Source organism: Halomonas sp. H2 (assembly GCF_050215315.1).
Classification (GTDB): domain Bacteria; phylum Pseudomonadota; class Gammaproteobacteria; order Pseudomonadales; family Halomonadaceae; genus Vreelandella.
The window spans coordinates 907,648-927,631 of the sequence record NZ_CP189760.1 but is presented as its reverse complement, the minus strand read 5'-3'; the positions used below and the strand labels follow the sequence as shown (position 1 = coordinate 927,631).

At 52.2% G+C, this 19,984-nt stretch carries 19 protein-coding genes; 8 read left to right on the top strand and 11 right to left on the bottom strand.

Annotation, left to right across the window (positions count from 1 at the left end; translation table 11 throughout):
• Positions 1-13: 13 nt before the first annotated feature.
• Positions 14-403 (top strand): nitrite reductase small subunit NirD, encoded by a 390-nt coding sequence (gene nirD, locus ACQE2I_RS04160; RefSeq protein ID WP_427030209.1) that lies wholly within the window; start codon positions 14-16, stop codon positions 401-403.
• Between the two features lie 23 nt (positions 404-426).
• Here the strand turns inward: nirD and ACQE2I_RS04155 are convergent, their stop codons facing one another.
• Positions 427-1,314, bottom strand: coding sequence for a MurR/RpiR family transcriptional regulator (locus ACQE2I_RS04155; RefSeq protein ID WP_427030208.1), 888 nt, complete (start codon positions 1,312-1,314; stop codon positions 427-429).
• Positions 1,315-1,502: 188 nt separating this feature from the next.
• On the opposite strand from ACQE2I_RS04155, the gene ACQE2I_RS04150 reads away from it, so the two are divergent.
• Together ACQE2I_RS04150 and ACQE2I_RS04145 are read left to right on the top strand one after the other, a co-directional pair.
• Positions 1,503-2,828 carry an aspartate aminotransferase family protein gene (locus ACQE2I_RS04150; protein ID WP_427030207.1) on the top strand — a complete coding sequence of 442 codons (1,326 nt, stop codon included), beginning with the start codon at positions 1,503-1,505 and terminating at the stop codon, positions 2,826-2,828.
• Between the two features lie 32 nt (positions 2,829-2,860).
• Positions 2,861-3,415: a carboxymuconolactone decarboxylase family protein gene (locus ACQE2I_RS04145; protein ID WP_427030206.1), complete on the top strand. Its 555-nt coding sequence runs from the start codon at positions 2,861-2,863 to the stop codon at positions 3,413-3,415.
• 291 nt (positions 3,416-3,706) lie between these two features.
• Here ACQE2I_RS04145 and ACQE2I_RS04140 read toward each other — a convergent pair whose 3' ends face one another.
• Positions 3,707-4,225, bottom strand: coding sequence for a GNAT family N-acetyltransferase (locus tag ACQE2I_RS04140; RefSeq protein WP_427030204.1), 519 nt, complete (start codon positions 4,223-4,225; stop codon positions 3,707-3,709).
• 142 nt (positions 4,226-4,367) lie between these two features.
• Here ACQE2I_RS04140 and ACQE2I_RS04135 point away from each other — a divergent pair, with 142 nt between their 5' ends.
• Positions 4,368-5,303: a cation diffusion facilitator family transporter gene (locus ACQE2I_RS04135; protein WP_427030202.1), complete on the top strand. Its 936-nt coding sequence runs from the start codon at positions 4,368-4,370 to the stop codon at positions 5,301-5,303.
• Between the two features lie 84 nt (positions 5,304-5,387).
• On the opposite strand, the gene ACQE2I_RS04130 is transcribed toward ACQE2I_RS04135, so the two are convergent.
• Positions 5,388-6,815, bottom strand: a complete 1,428-nt coding sequence (locus tag ACQE2I_RS04130; RefSeq protein WP_427030201.1) for a Glu/Leu/Phe/Val family dehydrogenase — start codon at positions 6,813-6,815, stop codon at positions 5,388-5,390.
• A 445-nt stretch (positions 6,816-7,260) separates the two neighbouring features.
• Here ACQE2I_RS04130 and ACQE2I_RS04125 point away from each other — a divergent pair, with 445 nt between their 5' ends.
• Together ACQE2I_RS04125 and ACQE2I_RS04120 are read left to right on the top strand one after the other, a co-directional pair.
• Positions 7,261-8,562, top strand: coding sequence for an IS1380 family transposase (locus ACQE2I_RS04125; protein WP_427030200.1), 1,302 nt, complete (start codon positions 7,261-7,263; stop codon positions 8,560-8,562).
• Between the two features lie 216 nt (positions 8,563-8,778).
• Positions 8,779-8,901 carry a hypothetical protein gene (locus ACQE2I_RS04120; protein ID WP_267900575.1) on the top strand — a complete coding sequence of 41 codons (123 nt, stop codon included), beginning with the start codon at positions 8,779-8,781 and terminating at the stop codon, positions 8,899-8,901.
• A 117-nt stretch (positions 8,902-9,018) separates the two neighbouring features.
• Here the strand turns inward: ACQE2I_RS04120 and speG are convergent, their stop codons facing one another.
• A complete protein-coding gene (speG, locus tag ACQE2I_RS04115) occupies positions 9,019-9,543 on the bottom strand; it encodes a spermidine N1-acetyltransferase (protein ID WP_038481953.1) in 525 nt (174 codons plus the stop codon).
• 98 nt (positions 9,544-9,641) lie between these two features.
• Here speG and ltaE point away from each other — a divergent pair, with 98 nt between their 5' ends.
• Entirely contained in the window at positions 9,642-10,649 is a 1,008-nt protein-coding gene (gene ltaE, locus ACQE2I_RS04110) for a low-specificity L-threonine aldolase (protein ID WP_427030199.1), read from the top strand.
• 16 nt (positions 10,650-10,665) lie between these two features.
• On the opposite strand, the gene ACQE2I_RS04105 is transcribed toward ltaE, so the two are convergent.
• Both ACQE2I_RS04105 and ACQE2I_RS04100 read right to left on the bottom strand, forming a co-directional pair.
• Positions 10,666-11,277 (bottom strand): LysE/ArgO family amino acid transporter, encoded by a 612-nt coding sequence (locus ACQE2I_RS04105; protein WP_427030198.1) that lies wholly within the window; start codon positions 11,275-11,277, stop codon positions 10,666-10,668.
• Between the two features lie 231 nt (positions 11,278-11,508).
• Positions 11,509-11,631, bottom strand: coding sequence for a (2Fe-2S)-binding protein (locus tag ACQE2I_RS04100; protein WP_427031379.1), 123 nt, complete (start codon positions 11,629-11,631; stop codon positions 11,509-11,511).
• Between the two features lie 78 nt (positions 11,632-11,709).
• Between ACQE2I_RS04100 and ACQE2I_RS04095 the strand changes: the two genes are divergently transcribed.
• Positions 11,710-12,890 (top strand): IS3 family transposase gene (locus ACQE2I_RS04095; protein ID WP_427029213.1). Its coding sequence is split into 2 segments (ribosomal slippage): positions 11,710-11,977 and positions 11,977-12,890, totalling 1,182 coding nucleotides; the frame shifts between segments, so codons are not numbered across the junction.
• A 3-nt stretch (positions 12,891-12,893) separates the two neighbouring features.
• Here the strand turns inward: ACQE2I_RS04095 and ACQE2I_RS04090 are convergent.
• From ACQE2I_RS04090 to ACQE2I_RS04070, 5 genes are all read right to left on the bottom strand, one after another.
• Positions 12,894-14,675, bottom strand: a complete 1,782-nt coding sequence (locus ACQE2I_RS04090) for a TonB-dependent receptor domain-containing protein (RefSeq protein ID WP_427030197.1) — start codon at positions 14,673-14,675, stop codon at positions 12,894-12,896.
• An 84-nt stretch (positions 14,676-14,759) separates the two neighbouring features.
• Positions 14,760-15,749 carry a FecR domain-containing protein gene (locus tag ACQE2I_RS04085; RefSeq protein ID WP_427030196.1) on the bottom strand — a complete coding sequence of 330 codons (990 nt, stop codon included), beginning with the start codon at positions 15,747-15,749 and terminating at the stop codon, positions 14,760-14,762.
• 9 nt (positions 15,750-15,758) lie between these two features.
• Complete coding sequence (locus ACQE2I_RS04080) at positions 15,759-16,283, bottom strand: sigma-70 family RNA polymerase sigma factor (protein ID WP_427030195.1); 525 nt, start codon at positions 16,281-16,283, stop codon at positions 15,759-15,761.
• 116 nt (positions 16,284-16,399) lie between these two features.
• Positions 16,400-17,302, bottom strand: coding sequence for an ABC transporter substrate-binding protein (locus ACQE2I_RS04075; protein WP_427030194.1), 903 nt, complete (start codon positions 17,300-17,302; stop codon positions 16,400-16,402).
• Between the two features lie 149 nt (positions 17,303-17,451).
• Positions 17,452-19,896 carry a TonB-dependent siderophore receptor gene (locus ACQE2I_RS04070; protein WP_427030193.1) on the bottom strand — a complete coding sequence of 815 codons (2,445 nt, stop codon included), beginning with the start codon at positions 19,894-19,896 and terminating at the stop codon, positions 17,452-17,454.
• Positions 19,897-19,984 lie beyond the last annotated feature (88 nt).

Genomic DNA, 19,984 nt, shown 5'->3' with positions numbered 1-19,984 from the left:
AATGAGGTAACTGATGACTGCGACCGCACTCAAACACACCGTGAGCACCGACACCTGGCAGCCGCTCTGCGCTAAAGCTGACCTAGTGGCATTTTCCGGCGTCGCTGCTTGGTTGAACACGTCAGAAGGCCCAGCCCAAGTGGCCATTTTCTACTTACCGAGGCAGCGCTCCCAAGGACAGGAGAAAGAACTCTACGCCCTTGACCACTTTGATCCGTTTTCTAACGCTAACGTCATTGCCCGCGGCATTATCGGTGATGTTAAAGGCAACCCTGTGGTTGCCTCGCCACTCTATAAGCAGCATTTTCGCCTTGAAGATGGCCAATGCTTAGAGGATGAGAACATCAAGCTGCGTACCTGGAAAGTCGCGTTTAGGGGCGAGGAGGTATGGGTGGAGGGGTAACTGACAGTGGCTTTACGATGGCGTCACTCCCGGCGAGGAATAGCGCTCGCATAGGTATTCAGGCTCAAGAAATGCTCATCCGCCCGCTGCAACGCATCAAGTGCCTGTTGTCGGTCATCTTCTGCCAATAAGGTGCACAGTACTTCGGAGATGGCTAAGGCGGGCGTTAACGTATGGAAAAAGCTGTCGCTTTCCGTGGGGCAAAAAATCGTCTGCTCTGACAGCCCTACCAGGGGCGATACTTCACTATCGGTGATCGACAGAATCGTCAGCCCCTTGTCTTTTGCCAGCTGCGTCAGTTCCAGTGTCGCTACTGCGTAAGGTTTGACGGAGACAACCAGCAAGGCATCTTCGGGCGTGGCGCGAATTAGCGCATCACCGCCGGTCCCTGCCGGCCCATCCAGGTGAACCGAGCGGTCCCCCAACAGTGACATAACGTAATGGAAATGCCACGCCACGGAGTGGCATGAACGCAAGCCTAGCACATACACTTTTCTCGCTGATTTCAGCGTATTAGCGATGGCTTCCAACCGTTGCAGTGAGTCAGGTTCACAGAGCCGGGAAATCTGAGCACTCAGCCCATGCAGCATATGCGCGGCGATATTGCCGTCGGCCGAGGCTCTAGCGCCCTCGTTTCGCTGGCGAACCTTAGCGGCAAAACCATCACTTCCCCGCCGCAGCGCTGCCACATAGTGCTCGCGAATATCATCGTATCCTTGCTTGCCCAGGAACTTTGCAAGCCGTGTCATGGTGGCAGGCTGCACCGCCGCATGGCGCGCCAACTCGCGCATAGAAACCAGTGCCACCTCATCAGGGTGTTCCAGCACGTAGCGGGCAGCCTGCTGGAGCTGCGGCGACATGGCATCGTACTGGGCGATAATCTGCTCCCTTAAAGGGTCGCGCTGCGGCATGTATGTTGCCTCTTATACGGCTTGTTAAAACAGCCGCCGATTTAAACGTTACTGTTGTAAAAAAACAATGATCTATATGTTTTACATAAAACATAAATGATTCAACTGTTGCAACAGCAAGCCAAACTGTGCCAATCTTCTCCTTATGGCGTGCTCACATCGCTAAGTGACCCTAAGGAACCGTTTCCATGACTCGTATTCTTCATCGCAGTATCGGCCCACCCCTCCCCCATGCCGCGTCGGCGCAAGGCGTCTACATTACAGACACCACTGGGCGCCGATACCTAGATGCCTCAGGAGGCGCTGCGGTCACCAGTGTGGGGCACGCTCATCCGGAAGTACTGGCGGCGATGCGCGCTCAAATTGATAACCTCTGCTACGCACACACCTCGTTTTTCACCACCGACGCTGCTGAAGCGCTTGCCGAGAAGCTCGTCAATTTGGCACCTGAAGGATTGAATTACGTCTATCTCGTGTCAGGTGGATCAGAGGCCGTTGAAGCGGCGCTGAAGATGGCTCGGCAGTACTTCGTGGAAATTGGCGCCCCCCAGCGTAGACACATCATTGCTAGGCGTCAGAGTTACCATGGCAACACAATTGGTGCGTTGGCAACCGGTGGCAATGCGATGCGGCGTAAGCAGTTTCAGCCTATCCTGCCAGAAACTCATCATGTCTCCCCCTGCTACGCCTATCGCGAAAAAGGCGCCGATGAATCGCCAGAGGCTTACGCTATTCGGCTTGCCGACGAGCTCGAGGCAAAGATTCTGGAACTCGGCCCTGAAGAAGTCATGGCGTTCGTTGCCGAGCCCGTCGTAGGCGCCACCCTTGGCGCTGTCGCCTCTGTCGCTGATTACTTTAAACGTGTGCGTGCGATTTGCGACAAATACGGCGTGCTATTGATACTCGACGAAGTGATGTGCGGCATGGGTCGCACCGGTACTGTCTTCGCCTGCGAGCAAGACGACGTCATACCGGATATCGTCACGATAGCCAAAGGTTTGGGCGGGGGTTATCAGCCGATCGGCGCAGTGATGCTGTCCGACAAAATTTACGACAGCTTTGCCAACGGCTCTGGCCTGTTCCAGCACGGACATACTTACATCGGCCACCCTGTTGCCGCGGCAGCCGCTAACAAAGTGGTTGAAATCATTGCGCGCCCCGAGACACTTGCCAATGTAAACGCCATGGGCGCGAGATTACACAGCGGTTTGGAAGCGCTGCTTGGTGCATCCCCTTATGTCGGCGATATCCGGGGAAGAGGGCTGTTTCGCGGTATCGAGCTGGTGGCGGACCGGGACACTAAAACACCTTTCGATCCAAGCCGAAAGATCCACGCCAAGATTAAGCGGCAAGCCATGGCGCGTGGCCTGATCAGCTATCCTATGGGCGGCACCATTGATGGCATTCACGGTGATCATATTTTGCTGGCACCGCCTTATATTATTGAAGCCGATGATGTCGACCTAATCATTGAGCGTATTGCCGATGCCATCAACGCCGCCATCGCCGAGTAATGGCACGTACCCTATCTGAATGGAGCTCACCCATGACGCCCTCTCCCTGCCCGCCTATTGCTGATGCCGATTGGCCAAACGAAGTCGCTGAATTACGCGAGGACTTTGCCGGTGCGCTTAATGTCTATCGCACCATGGCCCATCACCCGGATTTACTCAAAGCCTGGGCACCTTTACGCCAGCATGTTGTTAAGGAAAATGCCTTAGGGCCAGAATTAACCGAGGTGGTGATTCTACGCGCGGGCCTGCGCATGGGGTCACGTTACGAGTGGGCTCATCACGTTAGCCGGGCACTAGCTCTAGGGTTCTCCACTGCACGAATCGACGCCATTAGAACTCGCCCCGAAGGCGTTGATGGTCTTATCGTCGACGCGGTGGATGCGTTATTTGACCAGCGAATGCTGTCCCCTGAGCAAGAAGCAGAGCTCGCAGATGCTATCGGACGCAAGGCCGTTATCGACCTAATTGCTATGGTGGGGTTTTATTCGGTATTGGGCTATCTGCTCAAGACTTACGACACACCGGTCGACGACAACATTCAACAAGAAGCGCAAAAAATGCCAACGCTATTTTCCTTAACTTCGTAGGCATGCCTGTCCCTGGTGCAGGCTTCAACCTATCCCAGGGCAGACCATTAAGTACTTATGCATACGTTTGCGAGGATTCAGGTCTCATTAAATTAGTGGCTGCCCATGATCAGTGCCCGCTTAATTTTATTCAGGCACTCAAGGCTTATCATCTAATGTAGGAGGCCGCTTTTAGCGGGCGATGGCGGCGTAGCCGCCCTTGCTATAACTAGGTAAATCAGTTGAATCATCGTCGAAGTGTCGAACCAAAGCTAAAGGCCTATCTCACAACAATACATTTGTTTCTAAACACTACACATCTGTTTTTTGCATCACCACGCAGTCAAGCTTCCGCCCTGCTACTACCGAATACTCGGGTAGCTTTTCCATTACTTCGAACCCAGCTTTTTTCAGTACCCGCTGTGAAGCGTGATTGTCTAAAGAAACAGTCGCCGTGAGCGTATTAATTTGGTAAACGCAACGAGCTTCGCTAATAAGATGGTTCAGCGCCTTTTGCGCCAACCCATTACCACTCGCATGTTGGGCTATCCGATACCCCACCTTAGCGTAACCATTTTCTATCTCACGTAGGTTGGCGCGCCCAACTATCGCACCTCGATGTTGGATAATAAGCGGCCTCATACGTCCTCGGGCATTTAACGCCAAGTACTCATGAATATGCTGGCTAATACCTTCCGGCGTGTAGAAGTGCTCCGCTCTGGCCTCTATATGCTGCTCAAACCAGTCACGTTCAGTGGCTTCGAACAACAATAGTTCAGCGGCATCTTCCAGAGCAATTTGTCTAAAGGAAAAAGCATCATCATGGTGCATAAGCACATATCTCCTTGAGTGCTAAATCAGTGCATCAAAGACTATCTCCATAGCCTTAGAATAAACAAATCACTGACATTGCGACCACTGATATTGCTATGCTTACCAGCCTCTTGGGTAGTTAATATCGGAGTAAACGTTCGTGAAAACAGAATCCAGCACCTTAGCGTTTTCTGCCTTTATGGCGCTGCTGATTGGGTGTGCAGGCATTACTGCAACACTGGCATCTAACTCCCAGGCTATTTTGCTGGATGGGTTATTTAACCTTATCTACTTTAGCGTAGCGCTGGTCACCATCAAGGTTAGTAAGCTAGCCAGTCGACCCGATAGCGACTCCTATCCATTCGGCTACAGTTACTTCGAGTCGTTAGTAAATCTATGCAAAGGTTTATTGATATTAGGCGTTTCCATCTTTGCGTTAGTAGACGCCATCGCTGCGTTACTGTCAGGTGGACGGGAGATCTCAGCGGGGCTTGCTGTTATCTACGCACTGTTTGCCACCGCCGCTTGCTCGCTCACCGCTTGGGTAATGCACCGCAGTCAGCGCCACGTTAGTAGCCCGCTGGTGGCTGCAGACAAGCTTAACTGGCTGGTGAACAGTGTTATCTCGGCTGCCGTGCTGGCAGCGTTCTGCTTAGTGATGCTGTTTGAGCGCCTTGACTGGCGGGATATCGTACCTTATGTCGATTCACTGCTGGTGATGGCCGTGGTGTTGCTATGCCTTGGCGTACCGGTGCGTATGGCCTCCCAAGCACTGCGAGAACTACTCAATAAAACGCCCGACGAAGCAGTCGCCGAGCCTGTGCGTCAGGCGGTTGCTCGTGGACTTGCGGATATCGACACCCAGGAAGTACGGGTGCGTATGGTACGCCCTGGTCGCCTGCTCTATATAATGGTCCATGTGGTGCTACCCAAAGCACTGCATGAGTCTACGCTTGCCCATCAAGATGCCCTACGCCAGCAAATTGATGAAGAAGTACGCCACATTTACTCACCAGTCGTCTGTGATGTGGTCTTCACCGAAGATGATCGTTGGGCAGCGCCTTCCTGCGGGCAGTTAGTGAAGAAACACGCTTAATCGCACATCACTAAAAAAGCGGCCCATGGGCCGCTTTGAATGCTAGTACTGCCGTTATAAACCGCTTAAAAACATAACCCTCTGTTAAACACCGATATCGCGGTAGTGGCGGGCAACTTTCTCGATGGCGATCAGATAAGCCGCCATGCGGTAGTCGTTAACTTTCGGGTTTTCATTACGGGTGCGAATGATCTCTTGCAGCGCCAAACGCATGGTGTCGTCCAAACCAGAACGGACTAGATCAAACTCGTCGGCGCCGCGGGCTAGCTCATCAGCCAGATGATCTGGCACCTTATGGCCCGTTGATTCTTCAATCGCCCGAATAATGTGCTGACCACGTGCTTCATGGAAACGTTTATCGAGCCTGCCAAAGCGAACGTGATTCAGGTTGCGAATCCACTCAAAATAGGAAACCACTACGCCACCGGCGTTGCAGTAAGCATCGGGAATAATCTCAATCCCCCGCTGTTGAAGAATTTTATCTGCTTCATAGGTAATCGGGCCATTGGCAGCTTCAGCAATAAGCGGCGCCTGGATATGGTGTGCATTCTCGGCATTGATAACGCCTTCCAATGCCGCTGGAATAAGAATATCGCAGGCACGTTCTAACGCCTTACTGCCATCTTCTTGGTACTCAGCTGCCGGATATCCCTTAACCCCACCGGTCTCAGCGATATACTCACGCACGGCCTTAACATCTAAACCATCGTCGTTAACCAAGGCGCCATCACGTTCGATGATCGCGGTAATCAAGCAGTTATCTTCGGTTTGTAGAAAATGCGCGGCGTGATAGCCCACATTGCCTAACCCCTGCACCACGATTCGTTTGCCAGCCAAGCTGCCAGACAGGCCACAACGCTTGATTTCTTCAGGGTGGCGAAAAAGTTCGCGCAACGCATACTGCACACCGCGTCCGGTCGCCTCGTTGCGCCCTCGCACACCACCATGTTCGACCGGCTTCCCGGTTAACGCCCCCATGTAGTTGATGTCATTAGGGAACATCTGGCGGTAGGTATCTACCATCCAGCCCATTTCACGCGGCCCAGTGCCCATATCAGGGGCAGGAACGTTGCTGGCAGGGCTTAGATACCCTTTATTGATCAGCTCGCGCGCAAAACGCCGCGTAATGGCTTCCAGCTGTTTTTGAGTGTACTTGCTCGGATCAATGATCAGCCCACCCTTTGAACCACCGAACGGTACGTCGACAATCGCGCACTTATAGGTCATCAGTGCCGCCAGAGCCTCAACTTCGTCCTGATCGACCATCATCGCAAAACGAATACCGCCTTTTGAGGGCAGACGGTGATCACTATGGGTGGCTCGCCAGCCCGTAAACATTTCAATCTTGCCGTCGATATCAATCGGAAATGATACCTGCACTACGCTCTGGCATACCTTCAGAGCGTTTCCAATGCCCTCTTCCAGCTCCATGATGTCGATGGCGTGATCCACCATGTGCTCGACACTTTCACGAAAAGACATACCCTGTTGGGCGAACTTAGTATCACTCATTAGTGGCGCTCCATTGCTGCGTTGTTGTTATCAGTATGATGATCAGTGCTGTCTCGGGGATAACCACGCTTCTCTTTGTGCTATAAGGTTTTAGCTGGTTTAAACTCCCTCAACTCACTGACTCTAACAAAGCCTCTACGCCAGCAACTTTCAACTATTGTTAAATAGTCTCAGCATATAAAACGCCACTGAATTTTTCGTCAGCTATTTGCTTAAAGAACCACGCAGCCAACCTAATCCATTAGCACTGGGCGGTACTCTCGTTGATTCTGGATAACTAACCAGAGTGTTGTGACAACTCCCCCCAATAAGGCAACTCCAAACAGCGTTAATGCCGCGTTATGCCCTAGCCCGAATTTCTCACGGGGTATAAAAGAAAGCGGCTGAAAGTGCTATGATTTCAAGAACCTAACCAATCCATCAAGCACCAACAGCCGCTTCCAAAATGGTACCTGAAAAACTGACCTTCTCGCCACTCTCACGCCGGCAAATTGAAGCCGATTTCTCTGGGGGCCACATCACCTCCGATGCTGGATTGCTCTTGCTACGGGAAGTTGATAAACAACATCGTCTGACGCACCGCTTGGCCTCCGTGCTTCATGATCCCCGCGCACCGGAACAGGTTCGTCATAAGCTCGACATCATGGTTCGTCAACGCGTATTCGGTGTGGCGGCTGGTTACGAAGATTTCAATGACCATGAGACTCTACGTTACGACCAAGCGCTTCAGACGGCGGTCGGTGAAAAAGAGGCGCTGGCGGGCAAGTCTACGCTGTGCCGGAGTGAGCAGAACGCCGATCGACAAGCGATGGTGAAGGCCCATGAGTTGCTGTGGCATCACTTCATTGAACAGTATAACGAACCACCCAAGGAGATCGTACTGGACTTTGATGGCACCGATATTCCCGTGCACGGCGAGCAACCCGGCAAGTTCTTTAACCGCTATTACGATCACCATTGTTACTTCCCGCTGTACGTCTTCTGTGGCCGCCATCTGCTGGTGAGCTATCTGCGCACCAGTGACCACAGCGACAGCCACCACAGCTGGGCCATCCTGGCGTTACTGGTGCGGTTTATTCGCCAGTACTGGCCCGATACGCGCATTATGTTACGAGGTGATAGTCACTTTTGTCGTCCCAGGATGCTCAACTGGTGCGATCGACATCACGTCGACTACATCGTGGGTATCGGCAAGAACAGTCGGCTGCTCAAGGAAGTGGACGTGCCCATGATGCTGGTGCGCAAGACCCAATGGCAGGTGGGAGGGAAAGTAGCAGAGACGTTCCGCTTCCAATATCAAGCCCACTCCTGGAAATACCCACGCTGGGTGGTGGCCCGTCTGGAAGAAGGCGAACTGGGCTCTAATCCCCGGTTTATCATTAGTTCCCGTTATGACGACGGCTTCAAGCTCTACTACGAGCAGTACTGCGCTCGGGGCGACATGGAAAACCGAATCAAGGATCAACAACTGAGCCTGTTTGCTGACCGGACCTCCAGTACGCACTGGTGGGCCAATCAGTGGCGGCTGATCTTATCGGGCTTCGCCTATACGCTGTTCGAGCGCTTACGCACTTACCTGAAGAAGACGCCTTTCGCGCGCATGAGCCCAAGCAACCTGAGGCTCAAACTCATCAAAGTGGGCGCAGTCATCATCCGCAATACGCGCCGAATCCGGGTGTTGATGAGTGACAGCTACCCCTATAAAGCGCAACTATCCGATCTCGTCAGGCGGTTGGTGCCGAACTGAATGCTCGGGCTCCCCCGGCCCGACGCAATGGGGGAAAGGGGGAAGTGTGTCTTAACGACGGAAAGTGGTTAAAAAGTAGGCAATTTAAGATGTACCAATAGGTTTTTAATAGCATGGCGGCCTGGGTGCGGTACTTGCTGAGGTGCTATGAGAAATCCGGGCTAGAGCCCAGGATGGCTGAACCGTCCCTCAACCTCTGAATTAGGAGTACTCGCCATGTCATCTTTCGCTGCTCAAGGTCAGACAGTAGAAGTGGATGTGATGCAGGTTTGGGCTAACCGTGCCCAACAGCAACGCGCAGCTTTCGACGCCATCGCTGCTTATATGAGCCAGCAGTAAGCAACAACGCCTCAGCCCTTGGATAGTTTTCAGCCTGAGGCGTTGTCGTTCTGATCAATATTTCATCACAACACCTTTATGCAGCATTGGGTTCAAAGACCATTCACGGCTTGTTTATCAAGCCAACTGCGCTAAGTAAGTGTCCTGCAAGATATACATTCGCTTCACATCGCGGTATTTGCCGTTGATGAAAAACTCTTCAACCAAATGCCCCTCCTCTATGAAGCCGCTCTCCTCGTAAAGATGAATAGCTTTAACGTTCTCCACCGCCACAATCAGGTATATTTTGTGTAGATTTAAAATCGTGAACGAGTAGTGCAGTGCCTGACGGATTAATGACCGGGCAAACCCTTTGCCCTGATGATCTGGCGTGATAATAATCTGAAATTCACCGCTGCGGTGAATGTAGTCGATTTCAATCAGCTCGACTAAACCAATGGCATGCCCGTCGCTGTCCTCTGCTACAAAGCGCCGCTCAGCGTTGTCATGAATATGCTTGTTATAAAGCTCCTCCAGCTCATCAAATGATTCGTAAGGCTCTTCAAACCAATACGACATGATGCTCTGGTTATTATTTAGCTCGTGAACAAAGCGCAGATCGTTGCGTTCCAGGGCACGGAGCTTTAGATCGGTGGCGAGCATGACTCTGTCCTTTCTCTACGTATTTAGGTTTCGCTTTTCGCGCTTATTAGACATGCAGTATGCTCGAAAAGAGTTTTTTGTCATCACAGGAGTTTCGCATGATTGACCTACGCAGTGACACGGTGACTCGACCTTCCCCCGCCATGAAAGATGCCATGATGGCCGCTCCAGTGGGCGATGATGTATGGGGTGATGACCCAACGGTCAATACGTTTCAGGAAAAGCTGGCGGAGCAGGCAGGTAAGGAAGCGGCGCTGCTATTTCCAAGCGGTACACAAAGCAATTTAGTGGCGCTAATGGCCCACTGCGAACGCGGCGATGAGTACATCGTGGGGCAATCAGCCCATACTTATCGCTATGAAGGCGGTGGCGCAGCAGTGTTAGGCAGCATTCAACCGCAGCCTATTGAAAATGCCGCCGATGGCAGCCTGCCGTTAGAGAAAATAAGCGCAGCCATCAAAGCCGACGACTTCCACTTTGCGCGCACAAAGCTGCTGGCGCTAGAAAATACCATTGGTGGCAAAGTGTTGCCTACGGATTACGTATTAAAAGCCACTAACCTGGCCCGCGAACGTGGGCTGGCAACGCACTTAGACGGTGCGCGGCTGTTTAATGCCGCGGTAGCTACGGACACCTCACTGAAGCAACTCTGCTTGCCGTTTGATAGCGTGTCGCTGTGCTTTTCGAAAGGCCTGGGCGCTCCCATCGGCTCTGCCTTAGTAGGCTCGCAAGCCTTGATCGACCGCGCACGGCGCTGGCGTAAAATGGTTGGTGGTGGCATGCGCCAATCAGGCATTATCGCCGCCGCCTGCCAGTATGCTCTGGAGCACAATGTCGCTGACTTAGCCGACGACCATCGCCGTGCAGCACGCTTGGCGGAAGGCTTAGCGAAACTGCCCGGCGCCGAGATTACCGCTCAGGCAACCAATATGGTGTTCGCGCACTTTCCCGACGAACATGTGAAGCCGCTCTCTGCTTGGCTGAAAGAGCATGGCATTTTGATTGAGCTACTTTATGCCACACGTTTTGTTGTCCACCGTGATATTGATGATGTCGATATAGATAAAGTAATCGCCGTTATGCAGAGCTACTTCAGCCGCCTCTAATCAGCCTTGAGACCTGTTAGAGCAACGTAGAACCCAGCACTAAGTGTATGGCGATAGCCGCCATCATCAGGCCAATTAGCCCATCAATGGTACGCCACGCTACCGGGCGGGAAAGCCAAGGCGAAAGCGCGGCCCCGCCCCACGCTAACAGGCTGAACCAAAGAACAGAGGCAGTCGACGCACCGGCGACGAACACACCTGCGCTCTCCTGCTGAGCACCAATGGCAGGAATTAACAATAGCGTGTCCAGATACACCTGGGGGTTCAATACCGTAACGGCCAAGGTCGCCAGTAGTACTCCGCGCAAGCTGCGCGCTTTTACGCTACCGGCCTGCAGCCCCTCGCGCCCGCTAACAGCCCGCAGTAATGCCTGTGCGGCCAACCAGCTTAAAAACGCTACGCCTAACCAGCGCATGGCTTCCATCGCGCTCGGCATTGTCAGTAAAAACGCGCTGGCACCAAACATACCAGCGGTTAGCAAGATAATATCCGCGCTCATACACAGCCCCGCCGACCACCAGTGATATTCACGGCGCACTGCCAACCCCAGCACATAGGCATTTTGCGCCCCGATAGCCATGATGATACCGCCAGATACTACCAAGCCCGTTAAGTAACTTTCCCACATTGCCCTGTCCCCAGTGCCAGAATTAGCGTCGCTTTAAAGAATCGTGGCACTAAGATAGCGGGCAACCTGGATAACTAAAAATCATCCTGCTAATGGGGCATTAGTTTTCCTTATAGAAAGGCCATCTATATTGCTTGGAAATAACGCTTGTGATCGAGCTAAGCCGTGTGCTTTTTGATACGGTCAATAGCTTCGGCTCTCAGATCAGCCAATAAAAACACCAAGTAATCATCAACTACCGGATACAGGAAGACGCTTCTTTCGCTTGCGGAATTCAGGGGAAAGTGGACAGAGCCCGCAGTAACTGCCTCCTGGCAAAAGATAGTCAAGGCAGCAGTGCCGATGGAGCCGCACCGGCACTGTAGTGGCATAGTGAATTTGGCCACCTAATTAGAGGTGCTAATATGCACCAAGACATCACTAGGTGGCAGCATGGCAACAAGACCAAAACGTAACTTTAGCCCTGAATTCCGGCTCGAAGCAGCACAGCTAGTCGTTGATCAAAACTATACAGTTAGAGAAGCGGCTGAAGCCATGAATGTGGGGTATTCGAGCATGGATAAATGGGTTCGTCAGTTACGCCAAGAGCGTGATGGCCAAAGCCCTAAAGCAACGCCCATGACACCCGATCAGCTCAGGATTCGCGAGCTTGAAAAGCGCATCCGTGACATTGAGATGGAAAAAGACATCCTAAAAAAGGCTACCGCTCTCTTGATGTCGGACTCCCTGAACACTTCTCGCTAATCGAGAAACTCAAGACGAGCTACCCGGTAAAAAAACTGTGTGACGTGTTTGGCGTGCATCGCAGCAGCTTTAAATACTGGAGACAACGTTCAAAAAGACCTGTGTGTGCCACGAAGACTAAGGAAATAGCCAAGGTCAGAGAGCTCTTTCGCGAGAGCGAAGGCTCTGCAGGGGCGCGCAGCATCGCAGAGATGGCGACAAGGCAGGATGTGCCGTTAAGTCGCTATCGCGCTGGCCGCCTGATGGAAAAGCTTGGCCTAATTAGCTGCCAAGTGCCTGGGCACACCTACAAGAAAACAGGTGATGAACATGTTGAGGTACCGAACCACTTAGCGCGTCAGTTTAACGTTGAGGCGCCCAACCGCGTTTGGTGTGGCGACGTCACATATATCTGGACTGGCAAACGCTGGGCTTATCTAGCCGTTGTCATGGACTTATTTGCTAGGAAAACGATTGGCTGGTCGATGTCGTTATCGCCCGATAGCGAACTCACCAGCAGCGCATTGAAAATGGCTTATGAGAGCCGTGGGCGGCCAAAAGGGGTTATGTTCCACAGCGACCAGGGCAGTCATTATACGAGCCGTAAGTTCCGTCAGACACTCTGGAAATGCCAGGTAAAACAAAGCCTAAGCCGACGTGGTAACTGCTGGGATAATGCGCCAATGGAGCGTTTCTTCAGGAGCTTAAAGGTTGAATGGGTGCCAACGTATGGCTATCGCTCATTCTTGCAGGGGCAGCATCATATCGTGAACTATTTAATCGGGTATTACAGCCAGCTTAGGCCTCACCAGCATAACGGTGGTATGAGTCCGAACCAGGCAGAGGAAAAGTACTGGGTTAACTATAAGGCGGTGGCCAGTTTTACTTGACCACTACAAGCTGAAGTATAGATTTAACCCTGGCATGGTCTCCCAGACTAATCCGAGCCCCTTCGTAAGCTTACTGCTGCTACCTGAGTCGATATCGCTTGTTGAACCTGTCAAATAGTTATCGTTATGGTAGCTGCTCTCCGATATTTCATATCTAAGACCAAGGTCAAGCGTCACTGCATCCGTTAGCGAGAGCTCGGTAGCCGAGAATACGCCATGCGACTTTTGGCTAACATCGTAAAATTGTTCGCTGCTGGGAGAGTCAAGGTCATTAATAAGAGTGAAAGAGTCAGGCGATGATACAGTGCCCCCAATCTGAGGATTACCGCTTAAGTAACGCCACTCATGGCTGAACTCTCGATATTCCACACCCATCGCTACACGCATTGGTATAGCCGTGTCGATTTCACCGATGAGCTGGGAGCGAGCAAATTTATATGTACGCATACGGTCTTGGTTGGCACCAACACGCCGGATTAGCGTATCTCCAGTAAGTTCGCTGCTAACATCGGCTCCAACAGAAATGACTTCGGCACGAAGGTCTTCTCCCGTTTCTCTAGAATAAAAGAGTTTATTGTCGATTTCCCAGGCTGAATCTGCCAACGGAATGACAACGTCAAGCTCAGCCAGGTGATATTCACTGTTGCGCTCATTGGGAATATTTCCATCGAAGCGAGTATCAAAAGGAACATCCGCTAGCCGGCGTCGCAAATCCCCCGCTGGTAACGTAATTAATCCTCTATCTATTTCTCGGCGATCTTTAGAATACTCATGATTGAAGCCTACACTTGCACCGGAATCACCTTGCCAGAGTAGCGCAGAAGACAAAAACTGCCGATCAACGTTGGTATCACGAAATGTCTCGCTGTCCTCAAGCGATCCCGTGATCCGATAGGCCAAGTTTTGACTCTCACCAACGGGGCCTGTGAGATCAATAGTTCCACGTCGTTGCCCATGCTCATCGAAGGTTGTCGAGATGGAATGTTCGCGTTGAAACTGTGGCTGCTTGGTTTCTATGTTAACGATGCCGCCTGGTGACATACGGCCGATATCGGCAACTGGCCCTTTGATGAGCTGAACATTATCAATAGTGGCTGGATCAATACGGCTTTCATGACTAAAAGGAACACCATTACGATAGAAGTTATCGTTGCGGTTGAAGCCGCGAATCAATGAGTGCTCGCGGGTGCCACCATAGCCATCAGCCACAACCACATTGGGTGATAGGCGGAAGGCATCTGCCATTTCTCTTGCCTGCTGATCGAGAAGGAACTGTTCAGGAATGACGTCGATAGTTCGCGGCACATCAATAATATCTTTGGGAATACGCAGCGAGGAGTCAGCGTAACGGCCTTCATAACGTGCAGGTAGGGTGCCATAGACCGAAACGGTTTCTAAGTTCTGAGCAGCACGCTCATTCAGGATCTCCAACCGATAACTACCATCCGCGCTACGTACAGGCGCAAGGTCGGTACCTGCCAACAATCGCTCCAAACCTTCGTTTATTCCATAGTTACCTTGCAGCCCTGCGGTTTGCTTGCCAGCGGTCAAAGTGGCATCGAAGGCAATCTCGATGCCTGCACTGACCGCGAAACGGTTTAGTGCCGTATCGAGTCGTCCTGCTTCGATGGAATAGCGTTGCTGAGCGGCGGCACTCTGCCCTGCTTCTTGCTGGGCAAGCGCCGTTGCGGGTAGGCCAGCCAAACAGCTGGCGAGTAGACTGTATTGAATGGCGCGGGCCAAAGGCGTTCGGATAAAGCGTGAGTGCGCTTGCTGCGTCGTCATGAAGATCCCCGTTGATTTTTATGTCTACATCTTCTATTCCGAACGAGAACGAGAATCCCTCAATGTTTTCTGAAATTTTTCTTTCTAGCTTTCGTTAGTGTTACGCGACGCGACCGTAACCCATAATGGCGTTCGGTAGACCACCTTTAACGACAGCGCATCGGCCAGGCTGGCCAGGGCGCGGTCGGTATCTTGCAGCGAGAACACCCCGCTCACTCGCCGGTCGGCCACCTCCGGTGCACAGCGCACCACGCCATGGCGATATCGGGCCAATATCTCGACTACCTCACTAACCCGCATGTCTTCGGCCACCAGCCGCCCCTGAAAACGGGCTAATCCAGCGGGTTCCAAGGGCGCCGGTGGCGATACCCCATCGGCGCTCATGGCAGCCTGCTGACCAGCATCCAGCGTCGCCCGCTCATCACTTCCACGCCGCTCCAGGGCCACCCGCCCCTCATAAACGGCCACTTGGGTGCTGTCAGTATGCTGTTGCACGCTGAAGCGGGTTCCTAGCGGATAAGAAATCCCTTCCTGGGTCATAACGCTGAATGCACGGGCATCCGGTGTTTTTGCCGTGGTGATCAGCACCCCACCACGCAGTAGATGGAGTCGTCTTTGGTGGGCATCGAACCTTATGTCGATGGCGGTATCGGTATCCAACACCAGATGAGTGCCATCGCTCAGCGTCAGTTCGCGACTCTCGCCAATACCGGTGGCGTAGTCGGCGAATTGGCGCTGCCACTGGGGCGTGCGCGGTAGCCCAAATCCCAGCCCACCTAGCAGCACGGCCAAGCCGCCCCACTGCAGCAAGCCCCGCCGGGAGACCTCCTGGGAAGACGAAAACAGCTCACTGCGGGCAGCGTGGCGCGGCAGCGCGGCCAACCGGCCATCAATCGCCTGCAACTGCTGCCAGGCGCGTTCATGTTCCGGCGATGCTTGTCGCCAGGCCAGGCAAGCGTCGCGCTGAGCCTCGCTGATGTCGTCGCTCCATAAGCGCGCCATCCACAGGCTGGCCTGCTCAAGCACGGCAGGATCGATGGTCTCATGGGAAGCGTCGGCGGACATGCGGTTCATGGCATTCACTTAAGGTTGAGATTCACTTATCGCGCGGTGGCAGGCCAGCAACGCCCGGGCGATATATTTCTCTACCGAAGAGATCGAGACACTCAGCACCTCGGCGATCTCGTGATAACTCCGGCCGTCCAGGCGACACATAAGAAAGGCCCGGCGAGGCTTGTCGGGAAGCTCATGGAGCAGCGTATCGATCTCTACCAGCACTTCGATAGTGAGTGCTTGCTCCTCGGGAGAAGGCGCGAATGTTTCTGGAAGCAGGCTGAGAGTTTCCAAGTAGGCGGTTTCGATTCGCCGACGGCGGTAATGGTCGACGACCAGCCCTTTAGCGATCTGGGTCAGAAAACGGCGTGACTGTTCGGGCGCTGGCGTAGTGCCCCGCGCCAGTATGCGTAGGTAGGTATCGTGCGCGAGATCGGCAGCGGTGTGGGAACAGCCCAGCTTGGCACTCAACCAGCGCCGCAGCCAGCTATGATGATTGTGATAGAGGGCGTCGAAAGGAACATCGCTTCTGCCCTGTTGCTTTATCGATACCATCGCCCGTTGCCATTGATTGCCTGTGCCAACTGCCCCAAAAAAGGGGCAAAACCAGACGCAAACAATAAGTGATAATACTTATCATTACAAATCATATGGCGGTGATCAGATCCGTGTTAGAGCGTGGTTGGCCCCTCTAATGCCTCAACGAGGGATTCGGCGAAGCGGAGGGCTGAGGGAAGAGCACCGAATACCCAGAACGGAGGAACTGTTATTAAATTTTTTTCTCGAATGCTAGGCACATACTGCCATAGGCCACGGCCGTAAAGTTGGCTTGCTATATTCCCAGAAAGTTGTGGGCCCTCCACGATTACTAGTCGCGCATCAATGCCGATTAGCTCCTCTACACCGACAATTGAAAACCCCTTCTGGTTTGTTGGTTCTTGCCAGGCGTTGGCTAAGCCCAGGCGATCAAGCACGGCTTGAACCAAGCTATTTTTTCCGTAAACCCTCACATGATGGGAATCTAGAGCGCGAATAATCAGTAGTGGTTCGTTCCACTCCTTGATTCTATTTTTTAAATGTTCAATTTTATTTTCAACGTCGGCTATATACATCTCTCCAGCATCTGACAGTGTAATAGCCGAAGACACTTCTCTTGTGAAATCTGTAAGTTCATTCCATCTATTTACATCTTCGTGATAGAGAGTGAAGCGATATGTCTTGTATTTGTCTGATAGCTTCTCATCGGATACGGCGAAAACACTGTCTGATATTATTATATCAGGGTGCATCGATGTAATGAGTTCAAGATTTGGTTGAAAAGAAAGGCCAACTTCAACTGTGTCTTCGGGTATGGATCTGATGCTTCCCCATTTCTGATAATTATTTCTCATTGACATCCCTTCAGGTGGGGCGCCAATGGCGACCAGTGTTTCGGCAGTAGTCCAACTAAGTGCTATCGTAGAAGGTAGGGGCGAAGCTAGACAGGTGACGGGAATAAAAAATGAGAGGCATACAAAAAAGGCACGCAGAGAAAATTCGTTGTTTATCTTTGGTTGAGAGAGAGGAGTACTCATGTTTTTCTCAATATATGGTAATACTTATAAAAATATATGCGCTGTTAACTTGGCGGCAACTTCAATCACTCATCATTTCAGTAGCCGTTAAGTTTCCGCCAAGTTAATAAGTCCTAGAACGGCAGGTATATTACTCTGCCCATGGGTTATTAGAAATTGTAATCCATGGTAAGCATGAAGTTTCGTGGTGCACCGTAATAATTATGCCTACTTCCTCCTCTAATTGTAGAGTAGTACTCCTTGTCGGTTAGGTTATTACCATTCAATGAGATGTCCAAGTTCTCATTGACCTGATAGCCGAGCAGTGCTGAAACAGTGGTATAACCTCCTTGTTCAGTTTTAACATCCCCACTTTCGGCATAAACTCCACTAGCGGTATTCACGCCTGCACCAACCCGCCACCCCTGACTTGGGTTGTCGCTAAAGCGATAGCGTGACCATAGGTTGAAGTTATGCTCAGGTGTGTCCGGTGAGAGTGTGAGGTCTTCTGAGCTAGAGTCCCTTACAAACTCTGTCTGCGTATAAGCATAACCAACGCTGAGATCCCAGCGAGGCAACAACTGACCGCTGATTTCAGCTTCTAAGCCTTCACTCTCGGCTTTTCCAATAGGGATCGCGAAACCTGGATTATCAGGATCGGCAAAGGCACGGTTGGTGTCTTCAATACGGAAAGCTGCGACATGCCAGTTTAAACCGCCCTCAAGGTTAGATCCTTTGATCCCGATCTCTATTTGGTCGCCTTCACGTGGATCGATAATATTGTCATTGCGGTCTGTTGCCGTCTGCGGTTCGAAGAAGCCGGTGTAGCTAGCGTAGAGATTGATCTCGGGGTTGAGTTGGTAGATCAAGCCCGCATAGGGAATGAATTCTGTTCCACTGCTAGCATTCTCGCTCACTGATCCTCCAGAACTGAGGGAACTCTCAGTTTCCCACCAATTGATGCGTCCCCCCAAGGCAAGGGTGAGAGGATCAAATAGGTTGAACTGAGCTTTACTATAAGCCGCATATTGCTTGCTACCTACGTCAAAATCGACAGGGTTTTGATCGAAGGTAGGAGGCTCTGAAGTTCTATGGCCGGAAGAGAAAATGCTTGCCGGAACAGTGATCGGATTACCAGATGCAAATATACGGATAACTTCCCTATCTAAATAGCTGGCGCCGAATACGGCTTCGTGAGAGTTTCCAGCCAGTTCAAAGGGAGTACGTGCCTGAAGCTCGAGGTAATCATCTTGGCGTTCTTGATCCCACTGGATTCGGCGCATCAAGAATTCACCGGTATCGGGTGAAACGGACGAATGGCTTTCACTCTTTTGGAGGTTAGAATCTCGATTCTGGTGATTGGCTTTAAAAGTGATTTCAGCACCATTATTCAACTGATGCTCCAATTCTAGAAAATAGCGCTGGGCATCACCAGCTTGTTTTTCCCAGTCCGAACCTAGATACGTAGAGCGACTAATATTGAGTAGGGAGCCGTTGCTGTAGGTCGGTAATCCAGAGTTAGGACGGAACTCCTCCTCTTGTATGGTTGCCCCCAAGGACAATGTGGTATTCGGGGTCAGGTCGAACTCCAAGGTTCCATAACCGACTTGGTTCTCCGAATATACATTATCAATGAAAGAGCCGCGATCATCATAGACACCGACGAAGCGGCCCCGGACTCGCCCATCACTATCCAGTGCACCAGTTACGTCGACTACCCCTCGGTAAGCATCATCTGTACCGGCAGAAAGGGTAACCGAAGCTTGGCTTTCAGCTAAAGCACGTTTGCGCACCAGGTTGATGGTACCGCTGGGCTCACCAGTCCCTTGGAGAATACCTGCAGGCCCACGAAGCACCTCAATACGATCGAGTAGGGCTGTGTCAAATACTCCAGCGCTTTCCCAGGCACTTTCTGGACTCTGAGCAGGACTACCATCAATGAGGAAGGAGTTAATATTATAACCTCGAGACTTGAGCTCGTACTGATTGGGCCCGTACTCACGCACGGTCATACCAGTGACATTGCGCATAGCCTCAGCTAATGAGGCCGTACCTTGGTCATCCATACGTTCCCGAGTTACGACGCTCACGGACTGAGGTATTTCTTTCACTGACTGGGAAGCTAAGCCAATGCTAGCGCTTTCGCTTGTGTAAGAGTCGCTATTCTCGGTCATGCCGTAGGGCAGGCGCGCTCCGGTTACTTCTACTGTCGTCAATGCCACATCCGCAGCCCGCTCTTCCAACCGATAACTACCATCACCCTGGCGAGCTGCCGTTAATCCCGTTCCATTCAACAGCCGCTCCAGCCCTTCATCGACTCGATACTGGCCTTGCAGGCCAGGGCTTTGGCGCCCTTCCCCCAGCTCACCGGCGCCGCTGATAAAAACACCCGACTCGGCGGCGAAGCGGTTGATGACGCTGCTTACCGGGCCACTGGCAATATCATAGTGGCGTGCTTGCTGTTGAGTGGCTTGTGCCATGGCGGGCTGCGATAGCTGCGGCACGGCCAATAGTCCGGCGGCGGCAAAATGAACCGCCAGCGCCAAGGCGCGGCGGTTGAGCGTCGGTTGGTGCTTGGCAGTAAGCGGTTGAAGTGCAGTGCGCTGTTGGAGCATCTCGATTCCCCTTGCAGATACGTTTTAAGTGCTTATAAAGGGGAATCGAACCAGCGAGAAAAAGGGGAACCAGAAAAACCAATTTTTT